Source organism: Paragemmobacter ruber, from assembly GCF_009908315.1.
GTDB classification, from domain to species: Bacteria; Pseudomonadota; Alphaproteobacteria; order Rhodobacterales; family Rhodobacteraceae; genus Paragemmobacter; species Paragemmobacter ruber.
The window spans coordinates 433,642-460,446 of sequence record NZ_JAAATW010000001.1 but is presented as its reverse complement, the minus strand read 5'-3'; the positions used below and the strand labels follow the sequence as shown (position 1 = coordinate 460,446).

The following is a 26,805-nucleotide window of genomic DNA, read 5'->3' as shown; positions in this document are numbered from 1 at the left end:
CGCCGGTCGGCAAGCCGCCCGCCTGTCACGCCTCCGGCACCGCGATCCGCCCCTCGGACAGGGGCACCGCCGCGCCACGGATGCGCACTGCCGAAATGACCCCGCCGCCCGCATCGACCGACAGGAACAGGTCAGACGGCCGTCCCATCTCCACCCCCTGGCGCAGATGCAGCCGCGTCGTGCCTTCGCCCAACGCGCCGCTGACCAGAAGCTGCGCCGCAAGGATCGCCGTGGCAGACCCCGTGGCGGGGTCCTCGGGGATCCCGGCGGTGGGCGAAAACATCCGCGCCTGATAATCGCACCCCGCCCCGGGGGTATAGAGATAGGCGCTGTCCACGCCTCCCGCCGCCATGACCGCATCCCAATGCGGCTGGATCGGTCGCGCCCGCGCCAGTGCCGCCCGCGATGCGACAGGCACATAAAGGAACCGCGGTCCCCCCTGCCAGACCCCCGGCCCATGCGCGCCAAAGCCGATCTCGCCCGGCGCCAGCCCCAGCGCGGGCGCCAGCAGGTCCCCCGCCACCGCACCCTCCGCCGCATGCGGAATGACCGGCGCGGTGAACTCCGCCTCCATCACCCCCGCCCTGCGCCAGGCGGTGACCGGCACCAGCCCGGCCTCCTCTTCCAGCACCAGATGCCGCTCGAAATCCCCCGCCCCTGCGTCTCCCGCCCCTGCATCCCCAGCGCCCGCATCCATCGCCGCCAACAGGCAGGCGCACCCGATGGTCGGATGTCCGGCAAAGGGAATTTCGGCCGTGGGAAAGAAGATGCGCACCCGCGCCCTGTGGGCCGCATCGCGCGGGGCCATCACGAAGATGGTTTCCGAAAGGTTGAACTCCCGCGCGATGGTCTGCATCTGCGCGGTGGTCAGGCCGTCCGCCCCCAACACAACCGCCAGCGGGTTGCCCGTGAACGGCCGCGTCGTGAACACGTCCAGCGTCCGGAACTCAAGCATCCGCGCCTCCCTTGAAAAGCGCATCCAGCCGCGCAGATTCCGCGTCCATCCCGAAAGGCGGGTTCAGCACCCAGAACCCGCTGCCCACCATGCGATGGCCCGCCCGCACGGGCGGAAACCGCACCTCGTGCCGCAGCGCGCCGGGATGGGCGGCCATCAGCGCGTCCAGCATCGGGCGATGGGGCGCATCGGTCAGGATCGGATACCACAGCGCGATGATGCCCACGTTCCACTTGCGTGCCACCTGCCCGATGAATTTGGGGATGGTCTGGTAATCCGCCTTCACCTCATAGGACGGATCAATCAGCATCAGCCCCCGGCGCGGTGTGGGCGGTGTGACGGCAAGCGCCATCTCGAACCCGTCCCGCTTCTGGATATGCGCCCCCCAAGGCGCCAGCAGGTCCGTCAGCGCGGCATGTTCCTGCGGGTGAAGCTCGGCCAGATGCATCACATCGCCTTCGCGCAGGCCCATCGCCGCCAGCAGGGGCGACCCGGGATAGGCGTGATCGCCATGGCGCGCCCGCACCCCGGCCAGCGACCGGCAGTAGGGATGATCGGCGGGCAACCCCGCCTCCAGCCGCGCGATGCCCTGCGCGGCCTCGCCGGTCTTTTCCGCCTCTGGCCCCGCCAGATCGTAAAGGCCGCGCCCCGAATGGGTTTCGACATAGGACAGCGGTTTGTCCTTCTGCGTCAGGTAGTCCAGCATCCAGGCCAGAAGCACGTGCTTCTGCACATCGGCCAGATTCCCCGCGTGATAGCTGTGCTGATAGGAAAGCATCCCCCCGCCTAACCCGGAACCCCGCCCTTGTGCAACGCCGCCGTTGGGAAGGCGTTCTCTGACACAGAAAACGCAACGGAACTTGACGCAAATTCCGGATCCCACCCGACCGACAGAGTTTTCTGCGTGCAGAAAACGACGCGAAATCTGCGTCAGATTTCGCCCGGCCTTACACCAGCCGGCTCACCTCAACCGCCGCCCGCACGAAATCGGCAAAGAGCGGATGGGGCGCAAAGGGTTTGGACTTCAATTCCGGGTGGAACTGCACCCCGATGAACCAGGGGTGATTCTTCACCTCCACGATCTCGGGCAGCCGCCCATCGGGCGACATGCCCGAAAAGATCAGCCCGCACTTTTCAAGCTGGTCGCGATACTGGATGTCCACCTCATAGCGGTGGCGGTGCCGCTCTTCGATCACCGCCTCGCCATAGACCGAGGCGACCCGCGAACCGTCCTTCAGATGCGCCGTGTAGGCCCCCAGCCGCATCGTGCCGCCCTTGTCATCCGTCACCTTGCGCGCGACGACATGGTTGCCCTGCACCCATTCCTTCAGGTGATACACGACCGGGGTAAAGCGCTTGGCCCCCGCCTCATGGTCAAACTCCTCTGACCCGGCATTGGCCAGCCCGACCAGATTCCGCGCCGCCTCGATCACCGCCATCTGCATCCCCAGACAGATGCCCAGATAGGGGATCTTCTTCTCGCGTGCGAATTGCGCGGCCTTGATCTTGCCTTCCGTCCCCCGTTCCCCAAACCCGCCGGGCACGAGGATCGCGTGGAAATTCTCCAGCCACGGCGCCGGGTCCTCCCTCTCGAAAATCTCCGCGTCGATCCACTCCGCCCGCACCTTGGTGCGGTTGGCCATCCCCCCATGCGTCAGCGCCTCGGCGATCGACTTATAGGCGTCTTCAAGCTGCGTGTATTTGCCCACGATGGCTACCCGCACCTCACCCTCCGGATGGGTGATGCGGTCCATCACATCCTCCCACCGCGCGAGGTTGGGCTTGGGCGCAGGCGTGATGCCAAAGGCATCGAGCACCGCCTGATCCAGCCCCGCCCGGTGATAGGCAAGCGGCGCCTCATAGATCGTCCGCAGGTCATAGGCGGGGATCACCGCCTCTTTCCGCACATTGCAGAACAGCGCGATCTTCTCGCGCTCCTTTTCCGGGATCGGATGTTCCGACCGGCAGACCAGCACATCGGGGGCCAGACCGATCGACTGCAACTCCTTCACCGAATGTTGCGTGGGCTTTGTCTTCAACTCCCCGCTCGCCGCCAGATAGGGCAGCAGCGTCAGATGCATCAGGATCGACTGCCCGCGCGGGCGTTCATGGATGAACTGGCGGATCGCCTCAAAGAAGGGCAGGCCTTCGATATCCCCCACCGTGCCGCCGATCTCGCACAGCATGAAATCCACCTCGGCATCGCCGATGCGCAGGAAATCCTTGATCTCGTTGGTGACGTGGGGAATGACCTGAATGGTCTTGCCCAGATAATCCCCCCGCCGCTCCTTCTCCAGCACGTTGGAATAGATGCGCCCCGATGAGATGCTGTCGGTCGTCCGCGCGCTGACGCCGGTGAACCGCTCATAATGGCCAAGGTCAAGGTCGGTCTCGGCCCCGTCATCGGTGACGAAAACCTCGCCATGTTCAAAGGGCGACATCGTGCCGGGATCGACGTTCAGATAGGGGTCCAGCTTGCGCAACCGCACCGTGTAACCGCGCGCCTGCAACAGCGCCCCCAGCGCCGCCGAGGCCAGCCCCTTGCCAAGGGATGACACCACGCCGCCGGTGATAAAGATATAGCGCGCCATGGGGGACCTCCCGCGATTGTGCTGTTCACTTTCAACACGATTCGCCCGTAGGGAATCGCATCATCACGGGACCCAAGCCTTAACGCAGCTTGGCCACCCATGCAACGGCACCGCAAGATGCAGCCGGTTCCGTTGCCCTTTTAACAATTACTGGTGGTTATTCGCTCGCGGCGGGCGGCGTCGCCGGGGCATCCGCAGGCGGCGGCGTCAGCGGCGCATCGGCGGGCGCGGGCGGCAGCAGGTCCGCCCCCGGCGCCAGATCGCCCGGCGCGTCCGTGGCGGGCTGTTCGGCCCCGATCTGATCAATCACCGAACCAGAATCCGCACCCCGCGCGGCAAGGATCGTCAGCGTGAGCGAGGTCACGATGAAGGCCGCCGCCAGAAGCCAGGTCAGCTTTTGCATCGCCGTCGTCGCCCCACGGCCCGACATAGTGGAATTGCCGCCCCCCATGCCAAGACCACCGCCTTCGGACCGCTGCAGCAGGACGATACCCACCAGCAGAAGCGCAAGGATCAGGTGGACGGTAAGGACGACATTTTCCATTCAGGCGCTTCCTTCGGCTGACGCGCCTATCTAGGCGCAAGCCGGATAGGGCGCAAGTAGGCGCGTCACGCGAGCTCCGGCCGCTCGCAAACCGCCGAAAGCTTGTTGCCGTCGGGATCGCGCACATAGCAGGCATAGAAAGAGGGGCCAAAGGGGCGCAGCCCCGGCGCACCCTCATCCGTCCCGCCATGGGCCAGCGCGGCGCGGTGAAAGGCATCCACCGCCGCCCGCGTGGCGGCCACCAGCGCGGGCATCGACCCGTTGCCCACGGTGGCGGGCCGCCCGTCAAAGGGCCGCGTCACCCACAGCCGGCAGCGGCTGTCGCCCGGCGCGGCATAGCCGATCTCATCCTCCAGCGTGCGCAGGCGCGACAGCCCAAGCGCCCCCAGCACTGGGTCGTAAAAGCGCATCGCGCGGGCCAGATCATTCGTGCCAAGGGTGATGTAGAGGAACATGCCCGCACCCTGCCGCCCCGCGCGCCCTGCCGCAAGGCACAAAATTCTTGGAAGAAATTTGCAAATTCGTTCGAACGAATTTGAGCCGCCCCACAGTCCGCACGACCATTTCCCCGTTCCCATCCCCGCCACACCCCGCTATAGGACGCACGGTTTCACCGGACCGAAAAGGACAGTCCCGATGGCAAACGTGGTGGTCGTGGGCGCCCAATGGGGCGACGAAGGCAAGGGCAAGATCGTCGATTGGCTGTCCGAGCGCGCCGATATCGTCGCCCGCTTTCAGGGCGGTCACAACGCGGGCCATACCCTCGTCATCGACGGCAATGTGTATAAGCTGTCGCTCCTGCCCTCGGGCATCGTGCGCGGCGGCAAGCTGTCGGTCATCGGCAACGGCGTGGTGCTCGACCCTTGGGCGCTTCTGTCCGAAATCGAAAAGCTGCGCGGTCAGGGCGTCGATGTGACCCCCGACAACCTGCTGATCGCCGAGAACACCCCCCTCATCCTGCCCGTCCATGGCGAATTGGACCGCGCCCGCGAAGGACAGGTGGGCGTGGCCAAGATCGGCACCACCGGCCGCGGCATCGGCCCCGCCTATGAAGACAAGGTCGGCCGCCGCAGCATCCGCGTGGCAGACCTCGCCGATGAGGCGACGCTCGATCTGCGCATCGGCCGCCTGCTCACCCATCACAACGCGCTGCGCGCAGGACTTGGCCTTGATGCGATCGACGCAGGCGCCCTCAAGGCACAACTGATGGAAGTCGCGCCGAAGATCCTGCCCTATGCCAAACCCGTCTGGAAGGTGCTGACCGACGCCCGCCGCGCGGGCAAGCGCATCCTCTTCGAAGGCGCGCAGGGCTCGCTCCTTGATGTGGATTTCGGCACCTACCCCTATGTCACCTCTTCCAACACGCTGGCGGGCATGGCCGCCACCGGCACCGGGCTTGGCCCGACGGCGGTGGATTTCGTCCTGGGCATCGTCAAGGCCTATACCACCCGCGTGGGCGAAGGCCCCTTTCCGACCGAACTCTTCGATGCCGATGGAGAACGCCTGGGGCAACGCGGCCACGAATTTGGCACCGTCACCGGGCGCAAACGCCGCTGCGGGTGGTTCGACGCGGTCCTCGTGCGCCAGACCTGCGCCACCTCGGGCGTCTCGGGCATCGCACTCACGAAACTTGACGTGCTCGACGGGTTCGAAACCCTGCGCATCTGCACGGGCTATGAACTGGATGGCGAACGGCTCGACTACCTGCCCACCGCCGCCAACCTTCAGGCCCGCGTGACCCCGATCTACGAAGAGATGGAAGGCTGGTCCCAATCCACCGCCGGCGCGCGGTCCTGGGCCGACCTGCCGGGGGCGGCCATCAAATATGTGCGCCGGATCGAGGAATTGATCCAATGCCCGGTCGCCCTACTTTCCACATCGCCCGAACGGGACGACACGATCCTCGTGACGGACCCCTTCGCCGATTGACGAAAGGCCCCGCATGGCGCTTGCCTACAAGACCCGCCGCCGCCTGTCCCTGCTGATCCTCGTGATCGGCCTGCCGCTCTACATCGTGGCGGCCGTCACCGTGGTGGGCCTGTTCGACCGCCCGCCCATCTGGCTGGAGCTTCTGGTCTATATCGGCCTCGGCATCCTCTGGGCGCTGCCCTTCCGCGCCATCTTCCGCGGCGTGGGCCAGCCCGACCCGGACGATCCATCCGCCGACCGCCCCGAATGATCGCCGATAAAGAAAAAGGCGGACCGTTGCCGGTCCGCCTTTCCTTTAGGGCCTGAGTGGCAGCTCTCGGCCCTCTATCCCTTACTGCGCCAGCTTGCGCGCCTCGGCCAGATAGGCCGATTCCTCGGTCAGCGTGAACTGCCCGCGCCGCACCTTGGCGATGCGGCCGTCCCGCAGGAGCGTGCCAAAGCTGCGCAACCCATCCTCGCGCTGGAACGATCCCGGCGGGATGACCGCCGTCAGATGCCGCATCAGCTGCGGGCGGCTGAAATGCGCACGCCCCTCGATGCCCGCGATATAGGCCGCCGAAGCCTCGAGGATCTGCTCAAACCCGGTGGCGCCGACACGTTCCACGAATTCGACAAAGCCCTTGCTGTCATCGAACACGTTCGACAGGTCCTCGTCATCCTCATCTTCATCCGACAGGTCCATCCCCGCCGCTGCCGCCGTCATGCCCAACCCGGCCGGTGTCACCCGCCGGGGGCGGATCGGCGTGGCGGTCGCGGTCGGCGCAGCGGCCGGACGCGGCCGGTCGATCCGCTGTTCGGATACCAGAACCAGCGGGGCCGGACGCTCGCCCTGCGGCGCGGCTGCGGCACCACGCCCCGGCAGCGCGGCCTTCACAGCCATCGCCAGATCGTTGCGATACCGTGCCAGCCGCGACACCGTCTCGGTTTCGCCAGCCTTCTCGCCCGTCACCTTGCGGTCAGCGACCGTCGCCGCCACCGCCGCCTTCAGATGCTGGATCGCCGATTGGCGCCGCTTGGTTTCGGTGCCTTCCATCTCGCTCGCGGTCTGCTGCATCAGCCGCCCCAGCGCCTCGTCGGCAGAGGGGCCGTCAAACACCCGCCGCCCTTCCGATTGATAGGCCAGCGCCGCCGCTTCTGCGGCATCGCGCTCTTCCTCGCTGCGGCGCAGGGCGGCAAGCTCGCGCTGCAGTTCCGCCTCATCCTCGGGCGACAGAAGCGGCGCCGTCGCTGCGGTTTCGGCGGGGTCAAGCGGATCAACCGCCTTCTCTGGCACCACCATCGCCGCAGACATTTCGGGGGCCGTCCCGTCCATCGCGGCAGGCTCTGCCACCGACGCCGCGCTCTCATCCTTGCGCGTGGCGGCCTGTTCCAGCGCCACGGCGGCATCATCACCCCTGCGGATACGGATCACGCGCGCCCGCGCCCGCTGCAACTTCTCTGCCGCGCCGGGGCGCAACTCGATGCCGGGCACAGGCTCGGCAACCGCCGCCTCCGGGGCAGGGGCCGCCTCGGCCACCTCGTCCATCCCGGGCGCATCAGACGCCGCGCCGCCTTGGGCCGGGTCAATCTCCACGGCATCGGCAAGCTCGGTCTCGGCCCAGATCGAAACGTCGTCCGCATCCGGTGTAAGCTCGGCCGCAGCCGGGGCAGGTGTCTCATCTGCAAGCGTCACCCGCGCCAGTAGCGCCTCGGTGTCGATCCCCTCGGCGGGTGCATCCTCATAGGGCGCCGCATAGGCATCCACCGCAAGCGCCTCCGACAGCGCCACTTCGGCGTCGGTGGCCATCCCGGGCATCCCCTCGGGCACCACTTCGGACGCTGGCCCTTCTGCCAGCGCGGCGCGCAACGTCTCGGACAGATCCTCGACCGCAGCCTCCTCGGCCGCATCCTCCAGCAGGGCAGCGGGGGCCTCGGCCGCCACGCCTTCCAGCACGGCGGAAAGGTCGATTTCCGCCTCATCCGCAGCCTCATCCGCCGCCGTCTCCATCGGCAGCGGTGCCACGGCATCTTCGACCGTGGCCAGAAGGATCGCCTCTTCCTCGGCCGCCATCGGCACCTCGGTCAGCATCTGGGCGACAGGGGCATCCTCAACCACCGGCACGTCGTAAAGATCGTCTGCGGCCTCTGCTGCGGCATAACCCGCCTCGTCGCGCAGGTCAGCCGAACCCACGCCCATATCCTCCGGCAGAAAATCGGCCAGCGCCCCCGCATCCAGTGTATCGGCCTCCTGATCCTCGCCATATGCGGGCAGCGCAAGGCTCACCACAGGCACGGTCTGCGCCGGGGCGACAACCGGCTGGGCGGCAATCTCCGACCGCAGGCGCGACAGCTTTTCCACCACCGATTCCGCTGCCGGCGCCGCCACCGCGGCCACAGCAGGCGCCACCGTCGGCGCAACCGTCGACGCCGGTGCCACCGGCACCTCTGCCACCACGGCCGGAATTGTCACCCGCGGCGCTGGCGGCTCGGCTACGGCTGGCGCGGCAACCTGCGGCGCAGGCATATCGGCCCCCTGCTCCGAGGCCCGCAGAACCACGCCGTTTTCCTGAATCTTTGCCTCGACCCGGCGCTGGATCTCGCGCTCGGCAATCTGATGCAGCATCGCGGCATCCGGCGTGGGCGGCTCTGCCCCGAAGTATCGGTCCCCTGCCGCAAGATCGCGGAAATACTCGGCAATCGCCTTCATCGTGTTGAAGGGATCGTCGAAACCCTCGAGGGTACAGGAGAAGGTCCCATAGGAGACCGTGAGAATCTTACTCGCACCATTCATCGGATGCTCGCTTTCCGCCAGTTCGATACCGCCAATCTACCCTGTTCCTGATCGTTTTGATGGACAGATAGGGGTAATTTGAAGGATTGATTATGGCCCACGAACGCTCGAACTGCCTCAATTCGGAAAACAGTATCGCCATGAATGGCCCCATTGTCCAATCCATCACGGGGGTCACGCTCGTGGGCGGCGGCCCTGTGTCGCAGGCCGAGTTTCGCCTCGCAATCGCCCGCGCCCCAAGGATTCTTGCCGCCGATGGCGGTGCCGACCGCGCCCTCGCCGCAGGCTACATGCCTGAGGCGGCGGTGGGCGATTTCGATTCGATTTCAGCCCGCGCGCAGGCGGCCCTCGGGCCAGAAAGACTGTTCCCGATTCGCGAACAGATGACCACCGATTTCGACAAGGCGCTGCGCTCGGTCGCGGCGCCCTTCACCCTTGCGCTGGGCTTCACCGGCGCGCGGGTGGATCACGGGCTGGCGGTGTTCAACAGCCTCGTCCGTCATGCCGACCGGCCCTGCCTCGTCTTGGGCCCCCGCGACGTGATCTTCCACGCGCCCGCCCGCCTGACGCTGGCGCTGCGCCCCGGCGACCGGCTGTCGCTCTTTCCCATGGCCCCCGTCACCGGGCGCAGCACCGGGCTCGAATGGCCGATCGACGGGCTCGCCTTCACCCCCGCCGGGATCATCGGCACCTCGAACCGCGTCACCGCCGCGCAGGTCACACTCGCGATGGATGGTCCCGGGATGCTGGTCATCCTGCCGCGCGCGCGCCTCGACGCCGCGCTCAGATCGCTTCTGGGGCCGGATTGGCAGCCGCTTGCCGCTTCGCCCGCGCGCTGATGCGCTCGCGGTGGATGATGTACAGCCCCGACGATACGATCACCGCGATCCCCGCCCATGTCAGCGGGTTGGGGAAATCGCCAAAGATCAGATAGCCCAGCGCCACCGCCGCCACGATCTCGGTGTAATGCAGCGGCGCCAGCGTGGCCGAGGGCGCGAATTTCAGCGCATAGGTCATGCACATGTGGCTGACCCCGGCCCAGAACCCCACGCCGACCAGCCACAGCCAGTTCCACCCGCCCGGCATTACCGGATCCAGCTGCGCCCATCCCGTGCCGTCGAACAGGAACATCAGCGGCACGCAGATCACCACGCCCGCCAGCGACGTGTGCATCTGCATCGTCACCGGGTGCATGTAGGCCGCCATCGCCCGCGTCACCAGCATGTAGAAGGCAAAGAAGAATGCCGTCCCCAAAGGCCACAGCGCCACATAGCCAAAGGCCGCGAGCGATGGCTGGATCACCAGCAGCGCACCTGCGAACCCCACCGCACTTGCGGCAATCCGGCGCGGCCCCACCTCATCGCCAAAGATCAGACGGCCAAGGATCAGCAGGACGAACGGCTCCACAAAGGCGATGGCCAGCGCATCCGCCACTGGCATCACCGCGATCCCCGACACGAAGGAAAAGGTGGACAGGATCAGGAACAGCGCCCGCAGCACCACAAAGCCCAGCACCCGTCGGCTGATCCCCCAGGCCAGACCCATCCACCACACCACCGGCAGCATGAGGATCGCCTGCACAACAAAGCGCGCCGCCGTGATCTGACCCACGGGGATCCCGCCCTGCGCCGCCAGCTTGGCTGACACGTCCAACAGGGGGGCCAGCGCGCAGAAGGCAAGCATCAGCACGATGCCGGGAAGGATGCGGTCACTCTGGCGTGTCATGCCGTCGTGGCTATCTGCCCGCTCCGGCCCCGTCCATCGCAAATCCGACATCCGATGGTGCAAAACCCCTTGCCCCGCGCCTCTGCCTTCCCCACTTTGCCGGGGTTCCTGTCGGAGGTTTCGCGTGCTGGTTCTTGCCAAGGCCGGTCTGGTCTATCTCGCCAATCCCAAGACCGCCTCGCAGGCGATCCGTGCCATGCTGGCCCCGCACAGCTCCTCGGCCGAAGTGTCGCGCGACCATCCCCACATGAACGCGGCCATCTTCGCCCGCCGCTTTGCCCGCACCGTGCAGGTGGCCATCGGACGCCCGCCCGAAACCTTCGCCGTGATGCGCGAACCCCTCGAACACATGCACAGCTGGTATCGCTACCGCCAGCGCGATGCGCTGCGCGGCCATCCCAATTCGACCCACGGGATAAGCTTCGCAGAATTCGTCGAGGCCCGGCTTGCCACCCCCCAGCCCCCCTTCGCCGCCATCGGGCGACAGGATCGCTTCCTCGGCCATCTGGGCGGTGGCCCGCCCGTCACCCATATCTTCGATTACGCCCGGATGGACCGCATGGTCGCCTTCCTGTCCAACCGGCTGGAGGTTCCGCTCACGCTCGGCGAACGCAACATCTCGCCCAAAGGGGGCGAGGCGCCCGATCTGCCCGCCCCGCTCATGGCCCGCTTCCGCGCCGCCCATGGCACGGAGATCGACCTTTACGCCAAGGTCGCCGCCAAGGGCCACCTGATCAGCCGCTGATCAGCAGTTGGGCACATTCACCGCCAGCCCGCCAAGGCTCGTCTCCTTGTACTTCTCGTGCATGTCGCGGCCCGTCTGGCGCATCGTCTCGATGCAGACGTCAAGGCTCACCAGATGCACCCCATCCCCCCGCAGCGCGAGGCTTGCCGCCGATACCGCCTTGATCGCCCCCAGCCCGTTCCGCTCGATGCAAGGCACCTGCACCAACCCCTTCACCGGGTCGCAGGTCATGCCCAGATGATGCTCCAGCGCGATCTCGGCCGCGTTCTCCACCTGCTCGGGCGTCCCGCCCAGCACCGCCGCCAGCCCCGCCGCCGCCATCGCCGCGGCGGATCCCACCTCGGCCTGACAGCCACATTCCGCGCCCGATATGCTGGCATTGTGCTTCACCAGCCCGCCCACCGCCGCCGCCGTCAGCAGGAACTCCCCCACCCGGGCCGAAGATGCCCCCGGCACATGGTCCAGCCAATAGCGGATCACTGCCGGCACCACCCCCGCCGCGCCATTCGTCGGCGCGGTGACGACCTGCCCGCCCGCCGCGTTCTCCTCATTCACCGCCATCGCGTACAGGCTCATCCAGTCGTTGATCGTATGCGGCGGCGTCATGTTCAGCCCCCGCTCCGCCATCAGCGCATCATGGATGCCCTTCGCCCGCCGCCGCACCTTCAACCCCCCCGGCAGGATGCCTTCGCCCGCCATCCCCCGCGTGATGCAGTCGTTCATCACCTGCCAGATGCGATCCATCCCGCGGTCCAGATCGGCCGCCGACCGGAACTTCACCTCATTCGCCCGCTTCATCGCGGCAATGCTCAACCCCGAGGCCTTCGCCATCGCCAGCATCTCGTCGGCCGTCTCGAACGGATAGGGCACATCCGCCCGCGCCTTGGCCTTGGAACCGCCCGCCTCGGCCAACTCCCCCGCCGTCAGCACAAACCCCCCACCGATGGAGTAATAGGTCTCCTCCATGATCACGTCGCCCTGCGCGTCGGTCGCCTTCAGGATCATCCCGTTGGCATGGCCGGGCAGGGCGGGGCCATAGTCGAAGACCAGATCGCGGCCCGGATCAAAGGCCATCTCGCCCATCCCCGGCACGTCGATCACCTTGCGCGCCTTGATATCCGCCAGCACGGCCTCGGCGCGCGCCGCGTCATAACTCGCAGGCTCGAACCCCGCGAGGCCAAGGATGGTGGCCCGATCCGTCGCATGGCCGACCCCGGTAAAGGCCAGCGATCCATGCAGCGATGCCCGCAGCCCCCGGAAATGAAAGGGCGAGGCGCGCATCTTCTCAAGGAACCGCGCCCCCGCCACCATCGGCCCCATCGTGTGGCTCGACGACGGGCCGACCCCCACCTTGAACATGTCGAAGACAGACAGGAACATGCGCGATCAGACCTCCGGATCGGTGAAGAAACGCCCGCTCAACCCATGGGCGGCGGCCACGGCCTGCGTCGCGGGCCGCGCCTCGCAGGCCGTGGCGATGGCCAGCAGGGCAGGGAACTCCTGTGCAGAAATGGCAAGATCCCCCGCCCAGGGAAAGGCCCGCATCCAGCGCAACAGCATGGAAATGTAAATCGCCAGCACGCCTGGCCTGTCCGGGTGCAGCCATCCGGGCCGCGTCGCGGCCATGGCCTCCAGCACCGCCAGCCGCTCCATCAGCCGCGCCCGCGCCGCCTCGGCCACCGCGCGGGCGTGATCCTCACTCACCCGGTAGGGATGGATCAGGTCCATCACCGCCGTGTGCAGGCCGTTGTTCACAAAGACGAACCACGACAGGAACGCCCCCCGCTCCGCCGCGCCCGCCGCCGGGGCCAGCCCGTGCCGCTCGCCCAGATACAGAAGGCAGGCCCCCGTCTCGAACATCATCCCGTCCGGGGTTTCCAGCGCAGGCACCAGCCCCATGGGATGCCGCGCCAGATGCGCGGGCGATCGCAGATCCCCGCCATCCATGTCCAGAAACACCGCCTCATGCGGCACGCCGGCCTCTTCCAGCGCGACATGCACCGCGAGGTTCGCGAAATCCTGCACACCATACAGCCTGTACATCCCACCTCCCGCCATCGGACCCGCGCCAGAATGCGCCGCGCCATCCTGCCACGTCCTGCGGAAAGCGACATACCGAAAGCATAATCCGCACTTCCCGCTGCCGATCTTCACGGCGCGTTAACCCCGCCTCGCCATCCTGCGTCCCGTGATCCTCTAGAACGGAGCTGTCATGCGCGCCCTCATTCTCCTCCTCGCCCCGCTTCTCGCCGTGGCCCCGCCCGCCCACGCGCAAGAGGCGACCCCGCTCCCCGCCTCCCTCCCGGCCGAGGTGGCCGAGGCCATCCTCGCCCGCCCTGACCGCTTCGCCGACCTCGCCGCCGACCTCATCCATGGCCACGGCACAGGCGGGGCGATCACTCCCGCCGCGATCGACACCGCCATCGCCATCGACCGCGCCTATCTCCGCACCCGCGCCCTGCGCCCCTTCCACGAAGCCGATCTCGATGCCGACGGCACCCTGACAACGGCCGAGGCGGCCGCCCGCGCCGCCACCCTGTCAGCCCCCGGCCGCGCCCGCCTGCTGCGCCAGATGACCGCCGCCGATGCCGATGCCGACGGCACGCTCTCGCCCACCGAACTGCGCACCCATGCCGAGGCAGAGGTTGCCCGCGCCTCCCGCCCCCTCGACGAAGGCCTCCTGCGCGCCGCCGCCGCCTTCGACAGCAACGCCGATGGGCAGACGGCCCTTGCCGAAATCACCCGCGCGATGGATGCCCTCGCCACCACCGATTGACCGCGCCGCAGGGCAGGGGGGTGGCATTTCGCCCTTACACGCCCCGCCCGCATTGCCTATAAGCAGGGGCAAGCCGTGAAGGAGTTGCCCCATGCCCGCAGAGCTTTCCCCCATCGACAAGGCGAAATTCGTGGCCGCCAAGCGCGCGACCGAATTCGTCGAGGATGGCATGAAACTGGGCCTCGGCACCGGCTCCACCGCCGCATGGATGGTGCGCTGCCTTGCCGAACGCATCCGCGAGGAAGGCCTGCGCGTCACGGGCGTGCCCACCTCCACCCGCACCGCCGAACTCGCGGCCTCCCTTGGCGTTCCCCTCGCCACGCTGGACGAGGTGAAATGGCTCGACATGACGATCGACGGCGCCGATGAATTCGACCCCCACCTCGCGCTGATCAAAGGGGGTGGTGCCGCGCTCCTGCAGGAAAAGATCGTCGCCACCGCCTCCGACCAGATGATCGTCATCGCCGATGCCGCGAAAGAGGTGACGCAGCTTGGCGCCTTCCCCCTGCCGGTCGAGGTGATCCCCTTCGGCTGGCAAACCACCAAGGCCTTGATCGAGGAAACGCTGGTCTCGCTCGACGTCCTCAACCGCGACTGCACGCTACGCATGAACGGCGAACGCCCGCTGGTCACGGATGAGGCGAATTTCATCATCGACCTGCATCTGAAACGCATCGGCAACCCGCGCCAACTGGCGCTGGTGCTGAACCAGATCCCCGGCGTGGTGGAAAACGGCCTCTTCATCGACATCTGCGATATCGTGGTGATCGGCCACGGCGATGGCCGCGTCACCGTGCGCGACATCAATCAGGGGACCGAGGGCGAGGATTTCGTCGAATTCGCCCCCACCGACAACATCTTCGCGGATATCGAATGACCTTCGACTACGATCTCTTCGTCATCGGCGGTGGCTCCGGCGGGGTTCGCGCCGCCCGCATCGCATCGGGCGAAGGTGGCGCGCGCGTTGGCCTTGCGGAAGAAAGCCGGATGGGCGGCACCTGCGTCATCCGGGGCTGCGTGCCCAAGAAACTCATGGTCTTCGCCTCCGCCTTCCCCGAAATCATCGAAGACGCCCGCGCCTATGGCTGGCGCGTGAACGCCGATGGCTTCGACTGGCCCCGCTTCCGCACCGCGCTCGAGCGCGAGCTTGACCGCCTCGAAGGCGCCTATCGCAACACGCTGATCAATGCCGGCGTCACCATCCACGACACCCGCGCCACCGTGGTGGACCCGCACACCGTGCGCCTTGCCACGGGCGAAACCTTCACCACCAAGCACATCCTGATCGCCACTGGCGGCTGGCCCTTCGTCCCCGATATCCCCGGCCGCGACCTTGCCATCACCTCGAACGAAATCTTCCACCTCGACACCCTGCCCAAGCGCGCGCTGATCGTGGGCGGCGGCTATATCGCGTCGGAATTCGCCTGCATCCTGCACGGCCTCGGTGTCGCGGTTACCCAATACTACCGTGGCGCGCAGATCCTGCGCGGTTTCGATGATGAAGCGCGCGGCCATGTCGCCAATGCCATGCAGATGCGCGGCATCGGTATCCACTGCGGCACCGATGTCATCCGGCTGGAAAAAACCGCCACCGGCATCCGCGCCGTGGCCACCGACGGCACCGAACGCGAGTTTGACCTCGTCCTCTACGCCACGGGCCGCAACCCGAATTCCCGCGGCCTCGGCCTTGAAGATCTCGGCGTGAAATTCGGCCGTCACGGCCAGATCCTCGTCGATGACTACTCCCAAACCGCCGTCCCCTCCATCTTCGCCGTGGGCGATGTGACGGGCCGCGTCAACCTTACCCCCGTCGCCATCCGCGAAGGCCACGCCTTCGCCGATACCGTCTTCCGCGGCGTGCCGACGAAATTCGACCACAGCCTCATCCCCTCTGCCGTCTTCACCCAGCCCGAACTGGGCAGCGTCGGCCTCTCCGAAGAGGCCGCCCGCGCACAGGAAGAGATCGAGGTCTACGTCGCCACCTTCCGCCCCATGAAAACCCTCTTCGCCGGGCGGCAGGACCGCGTGCTGATGAAACTCATCGTCAGCGCCGCCACCCGCCGCGTGCTGGGCTGCCATATCGTCGCACCCGACGCGGGCGAGTTGATCCAGCTTGCCGCCATCGCCATCGGCATGGGCGCCACGAAAGAGGATTTCGACCGCACCGTCGCCGTCCACCCCACCATTTCCGAAGAACTGGTGACGATGCGAAAGCCCACCCGAAAAGGCTAGACGCGGGCGGGCAACTGCTTGAATTTCACGCAAACATGCACAGTTAAAGCCGGACGACAGAAAAAGGGTACGATCAATGGCAGGAAGCGGTGGTCCTTGGGGCGGCGGCCCGGGCGATGATGACCGGAACGGCGGGCGCGACAACGGTCGTGACGGTGGCCGTGATGGCGGCCGTGATACAGGACGTGGCAATCGTCGCCCCGGCGAAGGCGGCCCGCAGATCCCCGAAATCGACGAGATCATGAAGAAGGGGCAGGAGCAACTCCGCGTCCTGATGGGCGGCCGCGGTGGCCGCACGGGCGGCGGCGGCAATGGCGGGCGCGATCCGAACGGCCCGCTGGTTACCAAACAGGGCCTTCTCCTCGGCGGTCTGGTCGCCGCGGGCCTCTGGGCCTTCATGTCCTTCTACGCTGTCCAACAGGACGAACGCTCGGTCGAGCTGTTCCTGGGTGAGTTTTCCAGCGTCGGAACGCCCGGCCTGAACTTTGCCCCGTGGCCCCTCATCACTGCGGAAGTCGTTTCTGTGACCGGCGAACGCACCACCGATATCGGGGCCGGCGGCAACGGTTCGGACAGCGGCGCCCTGATGCTGACGCGGGATCAGAACATCGTGGATGTCGGTTTTCAGGTGGTCTGGAACGTGTCCGATCCGACTGCTTTCCTCTTCAATCTCGCCGATCCCAGCGACACGATCCGCGCTGTGTCGGAATCCGCGATGCGCGACATTATTGCCCGGTCCGAGCTCTCGCCCATCCTGAACCGTGACCGGCGTGCCATCGGGGATGAACTGCGGGTGAACGTGCAGAACACGCTCGACAGCTATCAGGCTGGGATCAGGGTGATCCGCGTCAACCTCCAACGCGCTGTCGCGCCCGATGAGGTGATCGACGCCTTCCGCGAAGTGCAGGCCGCCCAGCAGGAACGCGAACGCCTCCAGAACGAGGCGGACGCCTACGCCAACCGCGTAACCGCAGGCGCCCGCGGCGAGGCCGCCCGTCTGTTGGAAGAGGCTGAGGCCTACCGCGCCCAGGTCGTCAACGTGGCACAGGGTGAGGCATCCCGCTTCCTTTCGGTCTACGAGGAATATGTGAAGGCGCCCGAAGTGACGCGCCGCCGCATGTATCTGGAAACCATGGAAAAGGTGCTGGGTGGCATGAACAAGGTCATCCTTGACGGCGTGGCCTCCGGCGAAGGCGGTGGTCAGGGCGTGGTGCCCTTCCTGCCGCTCAACGAACTCAACCGTCCGGCCCCCGCACAGGGTGCCGCCGCGACCGGAGCGACCAACTGATGAAAAGCGCCATCCTTCTGCCCATCGTCGCCATCCTCGGCGCCACCGTACTGTCGTCGCTCTTCATCGTGGACGAACGCGAAAAGGTGCTCGTGCTGCAATTCGGTCAGGTCAAGCAGGTGAAGGAAGACCCCGGTCTCGGCTTCAAGATCCCGCTGATTCAGGAAGTGGTGCGCTACGATGCGCGTATCCTTGGCCTGCCGACTACGCCACTCGAAGTGACCATGCTGGATGATCGCCGCCTTGTGGTCGATGCCTTCGCGCGCTGGCGGATTACCAACCTCATTCAGTTCCGCGAAGCCGTAGGTGCGGGCGGCGAAGCACAGGCGCTCGTCGGTCTCGAACGCATTCTCAACAACGCGATCCCCGAAGTTCTGGGCTCGGTCGATTCCAACCGCGTCCTGTCCGAGGATCGTACCGCCCTGATGAACCAGATCCGGGATATCGCGCGCCGTGAGGCCGCAAATCTCGGGATCGACGTGATCGATGTCCGCCTTACCCGCACCGATCTGCCCGAACAGAACCTCGAGGCCACCTTCGCCCGGATGCGCGCCGAACGTGAGCGTGAGGCCGTCGATGAAATCGCCCGCGGTAACGAAGCCGCGCAGCGCGTCCGCGCCGCCGCCGACCGGACGGTGGTCGAACTCACCTCCGACGCCCGGCGCGAGGCCGACGTGATCCGCGGTCAGGCCGATGCCGAACGCAATGCCATCTACGCCGAAGCCTTTGGTCAGGACCCGGAGTTCTTTGCCTTCACCCGCTCGCTCACCTCTTATGAACGGGCGCTGCAATCGGGCAATTCCTCCATCGTCATGCAGCCCGATAGCGAATTCTTCGACTATCTCCGCTCTGACTCCGGCCGTGGCGACACGCCCGGCAGGGCGGCACCCGCGACGGAATGACCTGGCTCCTTCTGGGCCTTGGCCTTGTGCTTGTGATCGAGGGGCTGGCGCTTGCGCTGGCCCCTTCGCGCATTGAACAGCTGCTGGCTTTCCTCGCCAGCCAACCGCCCGATCGCCTGCGCCTCATCGGCCTCGCCGCCATCGCCACCGGCGTGTTTCTGGTCTGGCTTGCACGCCACCTGATCGCGGCCCCCTAGCGCCTCTTGAAACAATCCCCCCATCGGGTTCACATGCTGTTGAGAGAGCGCGACCCGGTTTGCATTGCAATTCGGCTTTCCTACCTGATGATCACAAGCGTGCTCCGCCGCCCGGGCCTCAGGCCGCGCGGCACCGCAAACGAAAGGAGTTCGGAGTGCATCCCACCGTTCTGTCCCAAGCGGCCCGCGCCGAGGCCGTGCCGCGCAAACCCTCCCGCGTCTTCCTCGCCCTCGCGCTTGGCCTGTCGCTGGCGCTGGGCAATGCACTTGACGTTCGCGCCCAGTCGGCCCCCGACAGCTTTGCCGATCTGGCCGAACAGATCAGCCCCTCGGTGGTGAACATCACCACCTCCGCCGTCGTCGCCGCCCCCACCGGGAACGGCCCGATGGTCCCCGAAGGATCCCCGTTCGAGGATTTCTTCCGCGATTTCATGCCCCCCGGCGCCGATGAAGGCCCCGCCGAACCCCGCCGGTCCGAGGCGCTGGGATCGGGCTTCGTCATCTCCGAAGACGGCTACATCGTCACCAACAACCACGTCATCGAAGGCGCGGACGAAATCGAGATCGAGTTTTTCTCGGGCGACCGGCTGAAAGCCGAACTCGTCGGCACCGACCCCAAGACCGACATCGCGCTTCTGAAGGTCACTTCCGACGAACCGCTTCCCTTCGTGCAGTTCGGCAATTCCGACCTGATCCGCGTGGGCGACTGGGTCATGGCCATGGGCAACCCGCTGGGTCAGGGCTTCTCGGTCAGCGCCGGGATAGTCTCGGCGCGCGGTCGCGAACTGTCGGGCACCTATGACGATTACATCCAGACCGACGCCGCCATCAACCGCGGCAACTCGGGCGGCCCCCTGTTCAACATGGACGGGCAGGTGATCGGCGTGAACACCGCCATCCTGTCGCCCAATGGCGGCTCCATCGGCATCGGCTTCTCGATGGCCTCCAACGTCGTGACCAAGGTGGTGGATCAGCTGCGCGAATTCGGCGAAACCCGCCGTGGCTGGCTCGGCGTCCGCATCCAGGATGTCACCCCCGACGTGGCCGAAGCCATGGGGCTCGAGGCCGCCGCCGGCGCGCTCATCACCGATGTCCCCGATGGCCCCGCCAAGGATGCCGGGATGCAGGCCGGTGACGTGATCACCACCTTCGACGGTAAGGAAATCGGCTCCGTCCGCGACCTGACCCGTCAGGTGGCCGACAGCCCGGTCGGGTCTGCCGTCCCCGTGATCGTCCTGCGTGATGGCGAAACCACCACCCTCTCCGTCACCCTTGGCCGCCGCGAAGAGGCCGAGGCCGCCGAGGTCGTCCCCGCCGCAGGCGAACCGCCGCAAGACCCGGGCGAATTGCAGCTGCTTGGCCTGACGCTGCAACCGCTCACGGCGGAAACCGCCGCCCAGCTTGGCCTGCCGGATGATGCCAAAGGCCTTGCCGTCACCGCCGTCGATGCCGCGTCCGAGGCGTATGGCAAGGGCCTGCGCGAAGGCGACGTGATCACCGAGGCCGGGCAACAGCCCGTGGAACGCCTGCAAGACCTCGAAGATCGCGTGACCGAGGCGCGCGAGGCCGGGCGCAAATCGCTCCTCCTGCTTGTGCGCCGCGCGGGTGATCCCCGCTTCGTCGCCCTTGCCGTGGAAGAACCGGCCCCGGCCGAACAGTGATCCCGGCAGACGCCGGAACCGAACGGGGCGGCAGGGCAACCTGCCGCCCCTTTTCCTATCCGATTTCCGTCAGCAGCCGCGTGCGAAAGCTCTCCATCCACTCCGCCCGCTCTGCCGCCATGGCACGCCCCGCCGCTGTCTGCATCGCCGCAGCCGCCGGGAACAGCTTCACCTCCAGGTGGTCCAGCGCGAAGCGCCGGTCATCCAGCACGCGGCCCATCGCAAGCGGGTCGCCCGCATCAAACAGCGCCGCCCCCATCTGCCCCGCGATCAGGAACATCCGCGCCAGGCCAATCGCCCCCAGCGCCTCCAGCCGATCCGCATCCTGCAGGATGCGCGCCTCCACCGTCTCGGGCGCGATCCCGGCCGAAAAGCTGTGCGCCGCAATCGCGTGATGCACCGCCGCCAGCCGATCCGCCGCAAACCCCATCGCTGTCAGTTCCCGCACCGCCAGATCGGCCGACAGCCGCGACGCCAGCGCCCGGTCGGGGCTGTCCTTGGGTAGGTTCACCGCATCATGGAAATAGGCCGCCACGGCCAGCACATCCGCATCCGCCCCGCCTTCCTCCCGCGCGATCCGGCGACAGCTTTTCCAGACCCGGTCCAGATGGCCCAGATCATGCGCCCCATCCGCCGCATCGGCCCAGATCTCCGCCATCCGCGCCCGCGCGCGGCCCGCCCAATCTGTCACAGCTCCTCCAGCGCGGTGGGCAACAGCCCCAACTCCCGCGCCGCCGCCAGCGACAGGCGCGGGCTGTCCAGCCCCCGCTCGGCCTGATAGCGCCGCACCGCATCGCGCGTGCCCGCATCCAGCTCCCCCGTCAGGGGCAGCAGATAGAACCCCCGCGCCTTCAGCGCCCGCTGCAACGAGGCGACGAAATCCACCGTATATTCCGCAGGGCAGGGCGCGCGGAACCACACCTCCTCGCGATCCTGCACGATCCGCGTCCGTGTGTCCGTGCGATAGGTGGCAGGCGTCAGCACCTGCCCATCCCCGGCCCGCGTCTCGGGCGTCACGACCACCTGCTCCGTCACCGTCTCGATCACCGCAGGTGTCACGTCGCTTTCCCAGCAGGCACCTTCGGGCCGCGCCGGGGGGCCGGGCCGATCCAGCCGCACGATCTCGCGCGACAGGTCGCTGGTGCGCGGGGCAGGGGGCATGGCGGTCTGGCAGGCGCCCAGCACCGCCAGCATCAGCATCACGCCCGCCGCTCTCATCCTGATCTGCATCCGCCTCTTGTCCTGCCCGTCCGGTTCGCCCGGATCGCAAGGCGCAGCATAGCGTCATTCGCCCCGGCCTTAAACCCCGCCGCAGGGGCAGCCGCGCCTCAGGGCTGATCCCCCGCCCGCACCCCGTCATGGCGGAAATCCGGGCGCAGCAACTGGTCCAGCATCGCCGACAGATCCTCGATCACCTCGGCCACCACATGCACCACCCCCGCCTCGCGCTGCAGCCGCCCCGTCACCCGCAGCATCCGCCCCGCGATCACCGCCCGGCGGAACCGTTCATAGACCTTGGCCCAGACCACCACATTGCAGGTGCCCGTCTCGTCTTCCAGCGTGACGAAGATCACCCCCTTCGCGGTGCCGGGCCGCTGCCGCAGCAGCACCAGCCCCGCCACGCAGACCCGCGCCCCGGCAGGCGGCTCGTCCAGCCGCGCCGCCACCAGCGCCGCAGGCGGGCGTGGCCATGTGCCGGGCCGCACCGTCGGCACCAGCCAGTCCGACAAGCTGCGCTGTGTCGGATCGGCGGAACGGGGGCTGGGCTGGGGCCATGATGACATGAGAACAAAAATAGAACATCCGCGGCCATTGACAAGCCGTCACATCGCCCGCCCCTTATCCCAACCTCTGGCAAAGGGCGCAGGAATGGCCTATGTCGGGCGCACCAGACCCATCATCGGCACCCATAATCGGCACAAGGCAAGGCATCCATGGCGAAGATCACCTATGTGGAACACGGCGGCAAGGAACATGTGGTCGAGGTGGCCAACGGCCTCACCGTGATGGAAGGCGCCCGCGACAACGGCATCCCGGGGATCGAGGCCGATTGCGGCGGCGCCTGCGCCTGTTCCACCTGCCATGTCTATGTCGATCCGGCCTGGGTGGACCGCCTGCCCAAGAAGGACAGCATGGAAGAAGACATGCTCGACTTCGCCTGGAACCCCGATCCGGTGCGTTCGCGCCTGACCTGCCAGCTCAAGGTCTCCGACGCGCTGGATGGCCTGCGCGTGCAGATGCCCGAAAAGCAGATCTAACTCAGGCCAGCAGCAGCGCCGCTTCGTCCCGGCTCGCGCAGGGGCGCGCCGTCCCGCCCAAAAGCGTGCCTTCCCAGAAGGCCCGCCCCATATCGGGAAACAGCGCCTGCAATTCCGCCAGCGTCCCGGGCGCAAGCTCAACCGCGTCACCGGCAAAGGGGTGATAGCTTTCGGTTGCCGCACCCTCGGCAAAGATGATCTCGTGGCGGTCAAACAGCAGGTGGAAATATTCCACCTGTTCCATCTCCACCACCCGCACCCGCGCCCCATCGACCAGATCGGCCGCAGCAGCCAGAACCTCTGCCTCACCGGTCAGCAACTCCGCCCGCCAGCCAGACACCACCATCCGGTGATGCGGCGACACGCGCAGCGGCCGCATATTGCCCAGAACCGCCGCGCCGATCTCAACCGGCGCCAGCGCCCCGCGCCCATCCACCAGCTTGGACAGAACCCGCCGCACCGGCTGCAGACCGTGATCCATGGTTTCGATCAGCATCCCGTCGCGCAAATCTTCCACCGCGACCAATCCTGTCGCCGTCTCGATGCGCGTTCCCCGGGCGAAACAGGCCAGATCGGTGGTCGTGAACACCTGCACGGCCAAGGCCAGCGCCGCATCCACCCGTGCATCCATCGCCTGCTCCGACATCACCATCACCCGTTCACCAACCACAATCCGCAGATTCGCCCCCGATTGTGTCCAGAATACGGCAAGCTCGCAGCGACCGTTGGAAAAAGAGTTAACAATTCAAGGCAAATCCGCCCAGAACCGCGCCGCTCCCCTCTGCCCTAATTCGCCTTGCGGCTTGGCAGGAAGGGCAGGGGGGCCACAGGCACCCCTTCTTCGATCAGCTTGCGCGCCTCATCCACCCGCGCCTCGCCATGGATCGCGCGTTCGGGCGCCTCGCCGCTGTGGATGCGCCGCGCCTCGGTGACGAAATTCATCCCGACGTAATCCGAGTTTTCCTCCACCTGCCGCCGCAGGGCGGCCAGTGCCGCCTCCCGCTCATTCGCGGGGGCGCGCAGCGCGGGCGCCTCCTCTGCCCCGGCACGCAGGGCCACGCTCGGCGCCATCAGCGCCTTCTCCACCTCTGCCGATCCGCAGACGGGGCAGGCCACATGCCCCGCGGCCTTCAGCGCGTCAAACGCCGCGCCGGACTGGAACCAGCTGTCAAACCCATGGTCTTGCGCGCATTTCAGTTGGAAGCGGATCATCGTGGATCACCGGATGGTTGGTCATCTCTCCCTCCACCTATGCAGAGGGGCAGCAAAATCAACCCGCCCGCGCCATCAGCGCGCAGCCACCGCCACGATGGCCGCCGCCGCCTCGGACGGTTTGAGCAGCGCAGGCTCCTCGGCCAGCCGCAGGAACAGCGCGCGCAACTCCGGCTCTGCCACCAGCTTCGCCGCGTCCTCCGCGTCATGCCACCGCCGGCGGCGCTGCTTGCGCTCGGGGTAGCGCGCGGCCAGTTCCTTCACCCGCAGCGGATAGACCGTCACCACGCAGGGCTGGGCGGATTTGTCCGCCATGATCTTGAAATATCCGAACGTGCCGACGGGCTGATCCCGCCCCTTACCGCGCACGCCCGCCTCTTCCCAGGCTTCCTGCATCGCCGATTGCGCCGCGCTCTTGCCCGCCATCGGCCAGCCCTTGGGGATGACCCAGCGCCCGGTCTCCCGGCTGGTGATCAGCAGCACCTCGACCCGGCCCCGATGCATGCGCCAGCACAGCGCCGCGCACTGGCTGCGCGTTCCACCTTCCCCGGGGGAAAGGGCATCGCTGGTCTGATCCCACTTCATCTGCCGCCCGATCCCTCGACCCGGTTCAACCCGCCGGATCGTTGCTTTGCTGTCATATATGGCAACACCTGCGCCGACATTCCATAGGACGATGGAAATCTTATGGAATTTAGGCGGTATTGCTGTGATATTGGTCACGGGTGCCCATGACCTCGGCACCGCCGCAGCGGCAAATTCCAACCCATGCCCGTCCGGCGGCGTTGACCTCGAAAATGACTGCCTTACGTTCCCGTTGAAACCGATTTGCAGGGGCTGCGATGCGCCACTCAACCCTCCTTTTTTCTGCCGCTCTTTCCTGCCTGCCCGTCGCCGCGATGGCGGGCTTCAATTTTCCCTCCATCGACGGCGGCACGATCGACCTCGATGCCTTCAAGGGCCGCCCCGTGCTGGTGGTGAACACCGCCTCGCTCTGCGGCTTTGCCGGGCAGTTCGATGATTTGCAGGCGCTCCATGATGGCTATGCCGATCGCGGTCTCGTCGTCCTCGCCGTCCCGTCCGACGATTTCCGCCAGGAACTTGGCAGCGCGGCCGAGGTCAAGGAATACTGCGCCGTCAACTTCGACCTCACCATCCCGATGACCGACATCACCCCCGTCACGGGCGACGCCGCCCACCCCTTCTACAAATGGGTGGCCGATACGTCGGGTTTCGTCCCCACCTGGAACTTCAACAAGGTGCTGCTCGACGGCAGCGGCGACATCGTCGCCACCTGGGGCAGCGCCGTGCGCCCCACCGCCGCCCCCGTCGTCCAGAAGATCGAGGCGCTGCTGCCGTGACATCCGCCCTTCCGGGGCCGCTCTTTTTCGGCTCCGGCATCTATCGCGGCTCCAGCTATGGCCGGTCCCATCCGCTGCGCGTGCCGCGCGTGTCCACGGTGATGGACCTTTGCGCCGCATTAGGCTGGTTGCCGCCCGCCCGCTACCGCACCAGCCCGCGCGCCAAACCGGCAGCCCTCACCGCCTATCACACCCCCACCTACCTCGCCGCCCTGCAACGCGCCGAAGAAACGGGCGAGGTGGACGCCGAAACCCGCGCCCGCCACCACCTCGGCACCACATCGAACCCGGTCTTCCCCGAAATGTTCCGCCGCCCCGCCACCGGCGCAGGCGCTGTGATGCTGGCGGCCGAACTGCTGGCCACCCATGCCACCGGCGCGATCCACGTCCCGGGCGGCGGCACCCATCACGGCCTGCCCGATCGCGCCAATGGCTTTTGCTACCTCAACGATCCTGTCCTTGCCCTGATGGCCCTGCGCCGCGCCGGCCTGCAACGCCTTGCCTATGTCGATCTCGACGCCCACCACCCCGATGGCGTGGAACCCGCCTTCGCAGGCGACCCCGACCTCCTGATGATCTCGGTGCACGAAGAAAACCGCTGGCCCTTCACCGGGGCGCTGACGGATGACGCGGGCGGCAATGCCTTCAACCTCCCCGTCCCGCGCGGCTACAACGATTCCGAGGCGCGCGCCGTCCTGCACGGCCTCATCCTGCCCCGCCTCGCCGCCCACGCGCCACAGGCCATCGTCCTGCAAGCTGGCGCCGACAGCCTGCTCGAGGATCCCCTCTCCCGCCTCGCCCTCTCCAACCGCGCCTATATCGAGGCGCTCACCGAAATCCGCCCCCTCGCACCCCGCCTCCTCCTGCTCGGCGGGGGCGGCTACAACCCGTGGTCCGTCGGGCGCTGCTGGTCGGCGCTCTGGGCCACCCTTGCCGGGCAGGACATCCCCGACCGCCTGCCCGAAGACGCCGCCGCCCTCCTGCGCGCCCTCTCCTGGGGCGGCGGCACCCGCCCGGCCCCGGAGCCGCACATGACCGAAACCCTGCTCGATCCCCCGCGCGAAGGCCCCGTCCGCCCCGAAATCACCGAACGCCTCGCCCATCTGGCCCGCCGATGATCCGCGCCTTCCTTGCCCTTCCCCTGCCGCCCGAGGTGCTCTCCGCCCTCCGCGTGCAGCACTTCCTCCTTCCCCTCCCGCGCAAGGTGGACCCCGACAGCTTCCACCTCACCCTCGTCTTCCTCGGTGAACAGCCCGAACCCGTCCTCCACGCCGCCCATGAACGCTTCGCCGAGATCCGCCTCCCGCCCTTTCCCCTGTCGCTCCGATCCCTTGGCCTGTTCGGCGGCGCCAAACCCCGCGCGGCCTGGGCGGGTGTCGCCCCCTGCGAACCGCTGAACCGCTTGCAAGCCAAGCTCGACCACGCCGCCCGCAGCGCCGGGATCGCCACCGAAAGCCGCCGCTTCACCCCCCATGTCACGCTGGGCCGCTTCCCGCCCCCGCCGCCCGACGAAACCTTCCGCCTCGAACGCGCCATCGCGCAGGGCAGCGGCTTTTCCACCCCCGAATGGGTGGTGGATCATTTCTGCCTTTACGAAAGCTGCCAGACGAAACAGGGCAGCGTCTATTCCGAACTCGCCCGCTACGATCTCTAGCGGCG

30 protein-coding genes are annotated in these 26,805 nt (G+C 67.2%); 15 read left to right on the top strand and 15 right to left on the bottom strand.

What is annotated here, in order from left to right:
- Positions 1-25 precede the first annotated feature (25 nt).
- The 5 genes from GU920_RS02270 to GU920_RS02250 all read right to left on the bottom strand — a co-directional run bounded on the left by GU920_RS02270 (position 26) and on the right by GU920_RS02250 (position 4,545).
- Complete coding sequence (locus GU920_RS02270) at positions 26-955, bottom strand: PhzF family phenazine biosynthesis protein (protein WP_161765354.1); 930 nt, start codon at positions 953-955, stop codon at positions 26-28.
- Complete coding sequence (locus tag GU920_RS02265; protein ID WP_161765353.1) at positions 948-1,733, bottom strand: 23S rRNA (adenine(2030)-N(6))-methyltransferase RlmJ; 786 nt, start codon at positions 1,731-1,733, stop codon at positions 948-950. The genes GU920_RS02270 and GU920_RS02265 overlap by 8 nt, the downstream gene beginning before the upstream one ends.
- Before the next feature lie 169 nt (positions 1,734-1,902).
- Entirely contained in the window at positions 1,903-3,546 is a 1,644-nt protein-coding gene (locus GU920_RS02260; RefSeq protein ID WP_161765352.1) for a CTP synthase, read from the bottom strand.
- 157 nt (positions 3,547-3,703) lie between these two features.
- Complete coding sequence (gene secG / locus GU920_RS02255) at positions 3,704-4,090, bottom strand: preprotein translocase subunit SecG (protein WP_161765351.1); 387 nt, start codon at positions 4,088-4,090, stop codon at positions 3,704-3,706.
- Between the two features lie 65 nt (positions 4,091-4,155).
- Positions 4,156-4,545 (bottom strand): VOC family protein, encoded by a 390-nt coding sequence (locus tag GU920_RS02250; protein ID WP_161765350.1) that lies wholly within the window; start codon positions 4,543-4,545, stop codon positions 4,156-4,158.
- 181 nt (positions 4,546-4,726) lie between these two features.
- Between GU920_RS02250 and GU920_RS02245 the strand changes: the two genes are divergently transcribed.
- Positions 4,727-6,019, top strand: coding sequence for an adenylosuccinate synthase (locus tag GU920_RS02245; protein WP_161765349.1), 1,293 nt, complete (start codon positions 4,727-4,729; stop codon positions 6,017-6,019).
- A 13-nt stretch (positions 6,020-6,032) separates the two neighbouring features.
- Positions 6,033-6,269: a DUF2842 domain-containing protein gene (locus tag GU920_RS02240; RefSeq protein WP_161765348.1), complete on the top strand. Its 237-nt coding sequence runs from the start codon at positions 6,033-6,035 to the stop codon at positions 6,267-6,269.
- An 81-nt stretch (positions 6,270-6,350) separates the two neighbouring features.
- Here GU920_RS02240 and GU920_RS02235 read toward each other — a convergent pair whose 3' ends face one another.
- Positions 6,351-8,789, bottom strand: coding sequence for a hypothetical protein (locus GU920_RS02235; RefSeq protein WP_161765347.1), 2,439 nt, complete (start codon positions 8,787-8,789; stop codon positions 6,351-6,353).
- 140 nt (positions 8,790-8,929) lie between these two features.
- Between GU920_RS02235 and GU920_RS02230 the strand changes: the two genes are divergently transcribed.
- Positions 8,930-9,628, top strand: a complete 699-nt coding sequence (locus GU920_RS02230; protein ID WP_161766484.1) for a thiamine diphosphokinase — start codon at positions 8,930-8,932, stop codon at positions 9,626-9,628.
- On the opposite strand, the gene GU920_RS02225 is transcribed toward GU920_RS02230, so the two are convergent.
- Positions 9,573-10,514, bottom strand: coding sequence for a DMT family transporter (locus GU920_RS02225; RefSeq protein WP_161765346.1), 942 nt, complete (start codon positions 10,512-10,514; stop codon positions 9,573-9,575). The two genes, GU920_RS02230 and GU920_RS02225, sit on opposite strands and share 56 nt — an antisense overlap.
- A gap of 124 nt (positions 10,515-10,638) precedes the next feature.
- Here GU920_RS02225 and GU920_RS02220 point away from each other — a divergent pair, with 124 nt between their 5' ends.
- The gene (locus tag GU920_RS02220; RefSeq protein WP_161765345.1) at positions 10,639-11,259 is read left to right on the top strand and encodes a gamma-glutamyl kinase; all 621 of its coding nucleotides are present in this window, start codon (positions 10,639-10,641) and stop codon (positions 11,257-11,259) included.
- On the opposite strand, the gene GU920_RS02215 is transcribed toward GU920_RS02220, so the two are convergent.
- Both GU920_RS02215 and GU920_RS02210 read right to left on the bottom strand, forming a co-directional pair.
- Positions 11,260-12,639, bottom strand: a complete 1,380-nt coding sequence (locus GU920_RS02215; RefSeq protein WP_161765344.1) for an L-serine ammonia-lyase — start codon at positions 12,637-12,639, stop codon at positions 11,260-11,262.
- Positions 12,640-12,645: 6 nt separating this feature from the next.
- A complete protein-coding gene (locus tag GU920_RS02210) occupies positions 12,646-13,302 on the bottom strand; it encodes a glutathione S-transferase family protein (RefSeq protein WP_161765343.1) in 657 nt (218 codons plus the stop codon).
- A 169-nt stretch (positions 13,303-13,471) separates the two neighbouring features.
- On the opposite strand from GU920_RS02210, the gene GU920_RS02205 reads away from it, so the two are divergent.
- The 7 genes from GU920_RS02205 (at position 13,472) to GU920_RS02175 (ending at position 20,315) form a co-directional block, all read left to right on the top strand.
- On the top strand, positions 13,472-14,035 hold the full coding sequence (locus tag GU920_RS02205) for a hypothetical protein (RefSeq protein ID WP_161765342.1): 564 nt from the start codon (positions 13,472-13,474) through the stop codon (positions 14,033-14,035).
- A 91-nt stretch (positions 14,036-14,126) separates the two neighbouring features.
- Positions 14,127-14,912 carry a ribose-5-phosphate isomerase RpiA gene (rpiA, locus tag GU920_RS02200; RefSeq protein WP_161765341.1) on the top strand — a complete coding sequence of 262 codons (786 nt, stop codon included), beginning with the start codon at positions 14,127-14,129 and terminating at the stop codon, positions 14,910-14,912.
- On the top strand, positions 14,909-16,267 hold the full coding sequence (gene gor, locus GU920_RS02195) for a glutathione-disulfide reductase (protein ID WP_161765340.1): 1,359 nt from the start codon (positions 14,909-14,911) through the stop codon (positions 16,265-16,267). Before rpiA ends, gor begins: the two co-directional genes overlap by 4 nt.
- Positions 16,268-16,343: 76 nt before the next feature.
- Positions 16,344-17,555 (top strand): FtsH protease activity modulator HflK, encoded by a 1,212-nt coding sequence (hflK, locus tag GU920_RS02190; RefSeq protein ID WP_161765339.1) that lies wholly within the window; start codon positions 16,344-16,346, stop codon positions 17,553-17,555.
- Positions 17,555-18,457 (top strand): protease modulator HflC, encoded by a 903-nt coding sequence (gene hflC / locus GU920_RS02185; RefSeq protein ID WP_394351521.1) that lies wholly within the window; start codon positions 17,555-17,557, stop codon positions 18,455-18,457. Before hflK ends, hflC begins: the two co-directional genes overlap by 1 nt.
- Positions 18,454-18,654: a DUF2065 domain-containing protein gene (locus GU920_RS02180; protein ID WP_161765338.1), complete on the top strand. Its 201-nt coding sequence runs from the start codon at positions 18,454-18,456 to the stop codon at positions 18,652-18,654. The genes hflC and GU920_RS02180 overlap by 4 nt, the downstream gene beginning before the upstream one ends.
- A gap of 155 nt (positions 18,655-18,809) precedes the next feature.
- The gene (locus tag GU920_RS02175) at positions 18,810-20,315 is read left to right on the top strand and encodes a DegQ family serine endoprotease (RefSeq protein WP_328799222.1); all 1,506 of its coding nucleotides are present in this window, start codon (positions 18,810-18,812) and stop codon (positions 20,313-20,315) included.
- Between the two features lie 55 nt (positions 20,316-20,370).
- Here GU920_RS02175 and GU920_RS02170 read toward each other — a convergent pair whose 3' ends face one another.
- The 3 genes from GU920_RS02170 to GU920_RS02160 form a co-directional block, all read right to left on the bottom strand.
- The gene (locus GU920_RS02170) at positions 20,371-21,006 is read right to left on the bottom strand and encodes an HD domain-containing protein (RefSeq protein ID WP_201743952.1); all 636 of its coding nucleotides are present in this window, start codon (positions 21,004-21,006) and stop codon (positions 20,371-20,373) included.
- Entirely contained in the window at positions 21,003-21,545 is a 543-nt protein-coding gene (locus GU920_RS02165) for a peptidoglycan-binding domain-containing protein (protein WP_235932997.1), read from the bottom strand. Before GU920_RS02165 ends, GU920_RS02170 begins: the two co-directional genes overlap by 4 nt.
- Positions 21,546-21,643: 98 nt before the next feature.
- Positions 21,644-22,099 (bottom strand): OB-fold nucleic acid binding domain-containing protein, encoded by a 456-nt coding sequence (locus GU920_RS02160; protein WP_161765336.1) that lies wholly within the window; start codon positions 22,097-22,099, stop codon positions 21,644-21,646.
- A 150-nt stretch (positions 22,100-22,249) separates the two neighbouring features.
- On the opposite strand from GU920_RS02160, the gene GU920_RS02155 reads away from it, so the two are divergent.
- Positions 22,250-22,573 carry a 2Fe-2S iron-sulfur cluster-binding protein gene (locus GU920_RS02155; protein WP_161760838.1) on the top strand — a complete coding sequence of 108 codons (324 nt, stop codon included), beginning with the start codon at positions 22,250-22,252 and terminating at the stop codon, positions 22,571-22,573.
- A 1-nt stretch (position 22,574) separates the two neighbouring features.
- Here the strand turns inward: GU920_RS02155 and GU920_RS02150 are convergent, their stop codons facing one another.
- The 3 genes from GU920_RS02150 to GU920_RS02140 form a co-directional block, all read right to left on the bottom strand.
- Positions 22,575-23,243, bottom strand: a complete 669-nt coding sequence (locus tag GU920_RS02150; protein ID WP_161765335.1) for a Hint domain-containing protein — start codon at positions 23,241-23,243, stop codon at positions 22,575-22,577.
- A 116-nt stretch (positions 23,244-23,359) separates the two neighbouring features.
- Complete coding sequence (locus GU920_RS02145; RefSeq protein WP_161765334.1) at positions 23,360-23,785, bottom strand: DUF1178 family protein; 426 nt, start codon at positions 23,783-23,785, stop codon at positions 23,360-23,362.
- Positions 23,786-23,860: 75 nt separating this feature from the next.
- On the bottom strand, positions 23,861-24,370 hold the full coding sequence (locus GU920_RS02140; protein WP_161765333.1) for an NUDIX hydrolase: 510 nt from the start codon (positions 24,368-24,370) through the stop codon (positions 23,861-23,863).
- A gap of 314 nt (positions 24,371-24,684) precedes the next feature.
- Between GU920_RS02140 and GU920_RS02135 the strand changes: the two genes are divergently transcribed.
- The 3 genes from GU920_RS02135 to thpR are packed head-to-tail and all read left to right on the top strand — an operon-like array spanning position 24,685 to position 26,800.
- The gene (locus GU920_RS02135) at positions 24,685-25,146 is read left to right on the top strand and encodes a glutathione peroxidase (RefSeq protein WP_235932995.1); all 462 of its coding nucleotides are present in this window, start codon (positions 24,685-24,687) and stop codon (positions 25,144-25,146) included.
- A complete protein-coding gene (locus tag GU920_RS02130) occupies positions 25,143-26,264 on the top strand; it encodes an acetoin utilization protein AcuC (RefSeq protein ID WP_161765331.1) in 1,122 nt (373 codons plus the stop codon). The genes GU920_RS02135 and GU920_RS02130 overlap by 4 nt, the downstream gene beginning before the upstream one ends.
- Positions 26,261-26,800 carry an RNA 2',3'-cyclic phosphodiesterase gene (thpR, locus tag GU920_RS02125; protein WP_161765330.1) on the top strand — a complete coding sequence of 180 codons (540 nt, stop codon included), beginning with the start codon at positions 26,261-26,263 and terminating at the stop codon, positions 26,798-26,800. Before GU920_RS02130 ends, thpR begins: the two co-directional genes overlap by 4 nt.
- The last annotated feature ends 5 nt before the right edge of the window (positions 26,801-26,805 follow it).

Excerpts from the sequence above, each read along its gene's own strand:
- GU920_RS02180 (WP_161765338.1), top strand. The coding sequence starts at position 18,454 with ATGACCTGGCTCCTTCTGGGCCTTGGCCTTGTGCTTGTGATCGAGGGG.
- GU920_RS02250 (WP_161765350.1), bottom strand. The coding sequence starts at position 4,545 with ATGTTCCTCTACATCACCCTTGGCACGAATGATCTGGCCCGCGCGATG.
- GU920_RS02140 (WP_161765333.1), bottom strand. The coding sequence starts at position 24,370 with ATGAAGTGGGATCAGACCAGCGATGCCCTTTCCCCCGGGGAAGGTGGA.
- rpiA (WP_161765341.1), top strand. The coding sequence starts at position 14,127 with ATGCCCGCAGAGCTTTCCCCCATCGACAAGGCGAAATTCGTGGCCGCC.
- GU920_RS02135 (WP_235932995.1), top strand. The coding sequence starts at position 24,685 with ATGGCGGGCTTCAATTTTCCCTCCATCGACGGCGGCACGATCGACCTC.
- GU920_RS02235 (WP_161765347.1), bottom strand. The coding sequence starts at position 8,789 with ATGAATGGTGCGAGTAAGATTCTCACGGTCTCCTATGGGACCTTCTCC.
- GU920_RS02265 (WP_161765353.1), bottom strand. The coding sequence starts at position 1,733 with ATGCTTTCCTATCAGCACAGCTATCACGCGGGGAATCTGGCCGATGTG.
- GU920_RS02245 (WP_161765349.1), top strand. The coding sequence starts at position 4,727 with ATGGCAAACGTGGTGGTCGTGGGCGCCCAATGGGGCGACGAAGGCAAG.
- secG (WP_161765351.1), bottom strand. The coding sequence starts at position 4,090 with ATGGAAAATGTCGTCCTTACCGTCCACCTGATCCTTGCGCTTCTGCTG.
- GU920_RS02225 (WP_161765346.1), bottom strand. The coding sequence starts at position 10,514 with ATGACACGCCAGAGTGACCGCATCCTTCCCGGCATCGTGCTGATGCTT.
- GU920_RS02215 (WP_161765344.1), bottom strand. The coding sequence starts at position 12,639 with ATGTTCCTGTCTGTCTTCGACATGTTCAAGGTGGGGGTCGGCCCGTCG.
- GU920_RS02160 (WP_161765336.1), bottom strand. The coding sequence starts at position 22,099 with ATGTCATCATGGCCCCAGCCCAGCCCCCGTTCCGCCGATCCGACACAG.
- thpR (WP_161765330.1), top strand. The coding sequence starts at position 26,261 with ATGATCCGCGCCTTCCTTGCCCTTCCCCTGCCGCCCGAGGTGCTCTCC.
- gor (WP_161765340.1), top strand. The coding sequence starts at position 14,909 with ATGACCTTCGACTACGATCTCTTCGTCATCGGCGGTGGCTCCGGCGGG.
- hflK (WP_161765339.1), top strand. The coding sequence starts at position 16,344 with ATGGCAGGAAGCGGTGGTCCTTGGGGCGGCGGCCCGGGCGATGATGAC.
- GU920_RS02165 (WP_235932997.1), bottom strand. The coding sequence starts at position 21,545 with ATGCAGATCAGGATGAGAGCGGCGGGCGTGATGCTGATGCTGGCGGTG.
- GU920_RS02270 (WP_161765354.1), bottom strand. The coding sequence starts at position 955 with ATGCTTGAGTTCCGGACGCTGGACGTGTTCACGACGCGGCCGTTCACG.
- GU920_RS02230 (WP_161766484.1), top strand. The coding sequence starts at position 8,930 with ATGAATGGCCCCATTGTCCAATCCATCACGGGGGTCACGCTCGTGGGC.
- GU920_RS02210 (WP_161765343.1), bottom strand. The coding sequence starts at position 13,302 with ATGTACAGGCTGTATGGTGTGCAGGATTTCGCGAACCTCGCGGTGCAT.
- GU920_RS02240 (WP_161765348.1), top strand. The coding sequence starts at position 6,033 with ATGGCGCTTGCCTACAAGACCCGCCGCCGCCTGTCCCTGCTGATCCTC.
- hflC (WP_394351521.1), top strand. The coding sequence starts at position 17,555 with ATGAAAAGCGCCATCCTTCTGCCCATCGTCGCCATCCTCGGCGCCACC.
- GU920_RS02155 (WP_161760838.1), top strand. The coding sequence starts at position 22,250 with ATGGCGAAGATCACCTATGTGGAACACGGCGGCAAGGAACATGTGGTC.
- GU920_RS02260 (WP_161765352.1), bottom strand. The coding sequence starts at position 3,546 with ATGGCGCGCTATATCTTTATCACCGGCGGCGTGGTGTCATCCCTTGGC.
- GU920_RS02205 (WP_161765342.1), top strand. The coding sequence starts at position 13,472 with ATGCGCGCCCTCATTCTCCTCCTCGCCCCGCTTCTCGCCGTGGCCCCG.
- GU920_RS02145 (WP_161765334.1), bottom strand. The coding sequence starts at position 23,785 with ATGATCCGCTTCCAACTGAAATGCGCGCAAGACCATGGGTTTGACAGC.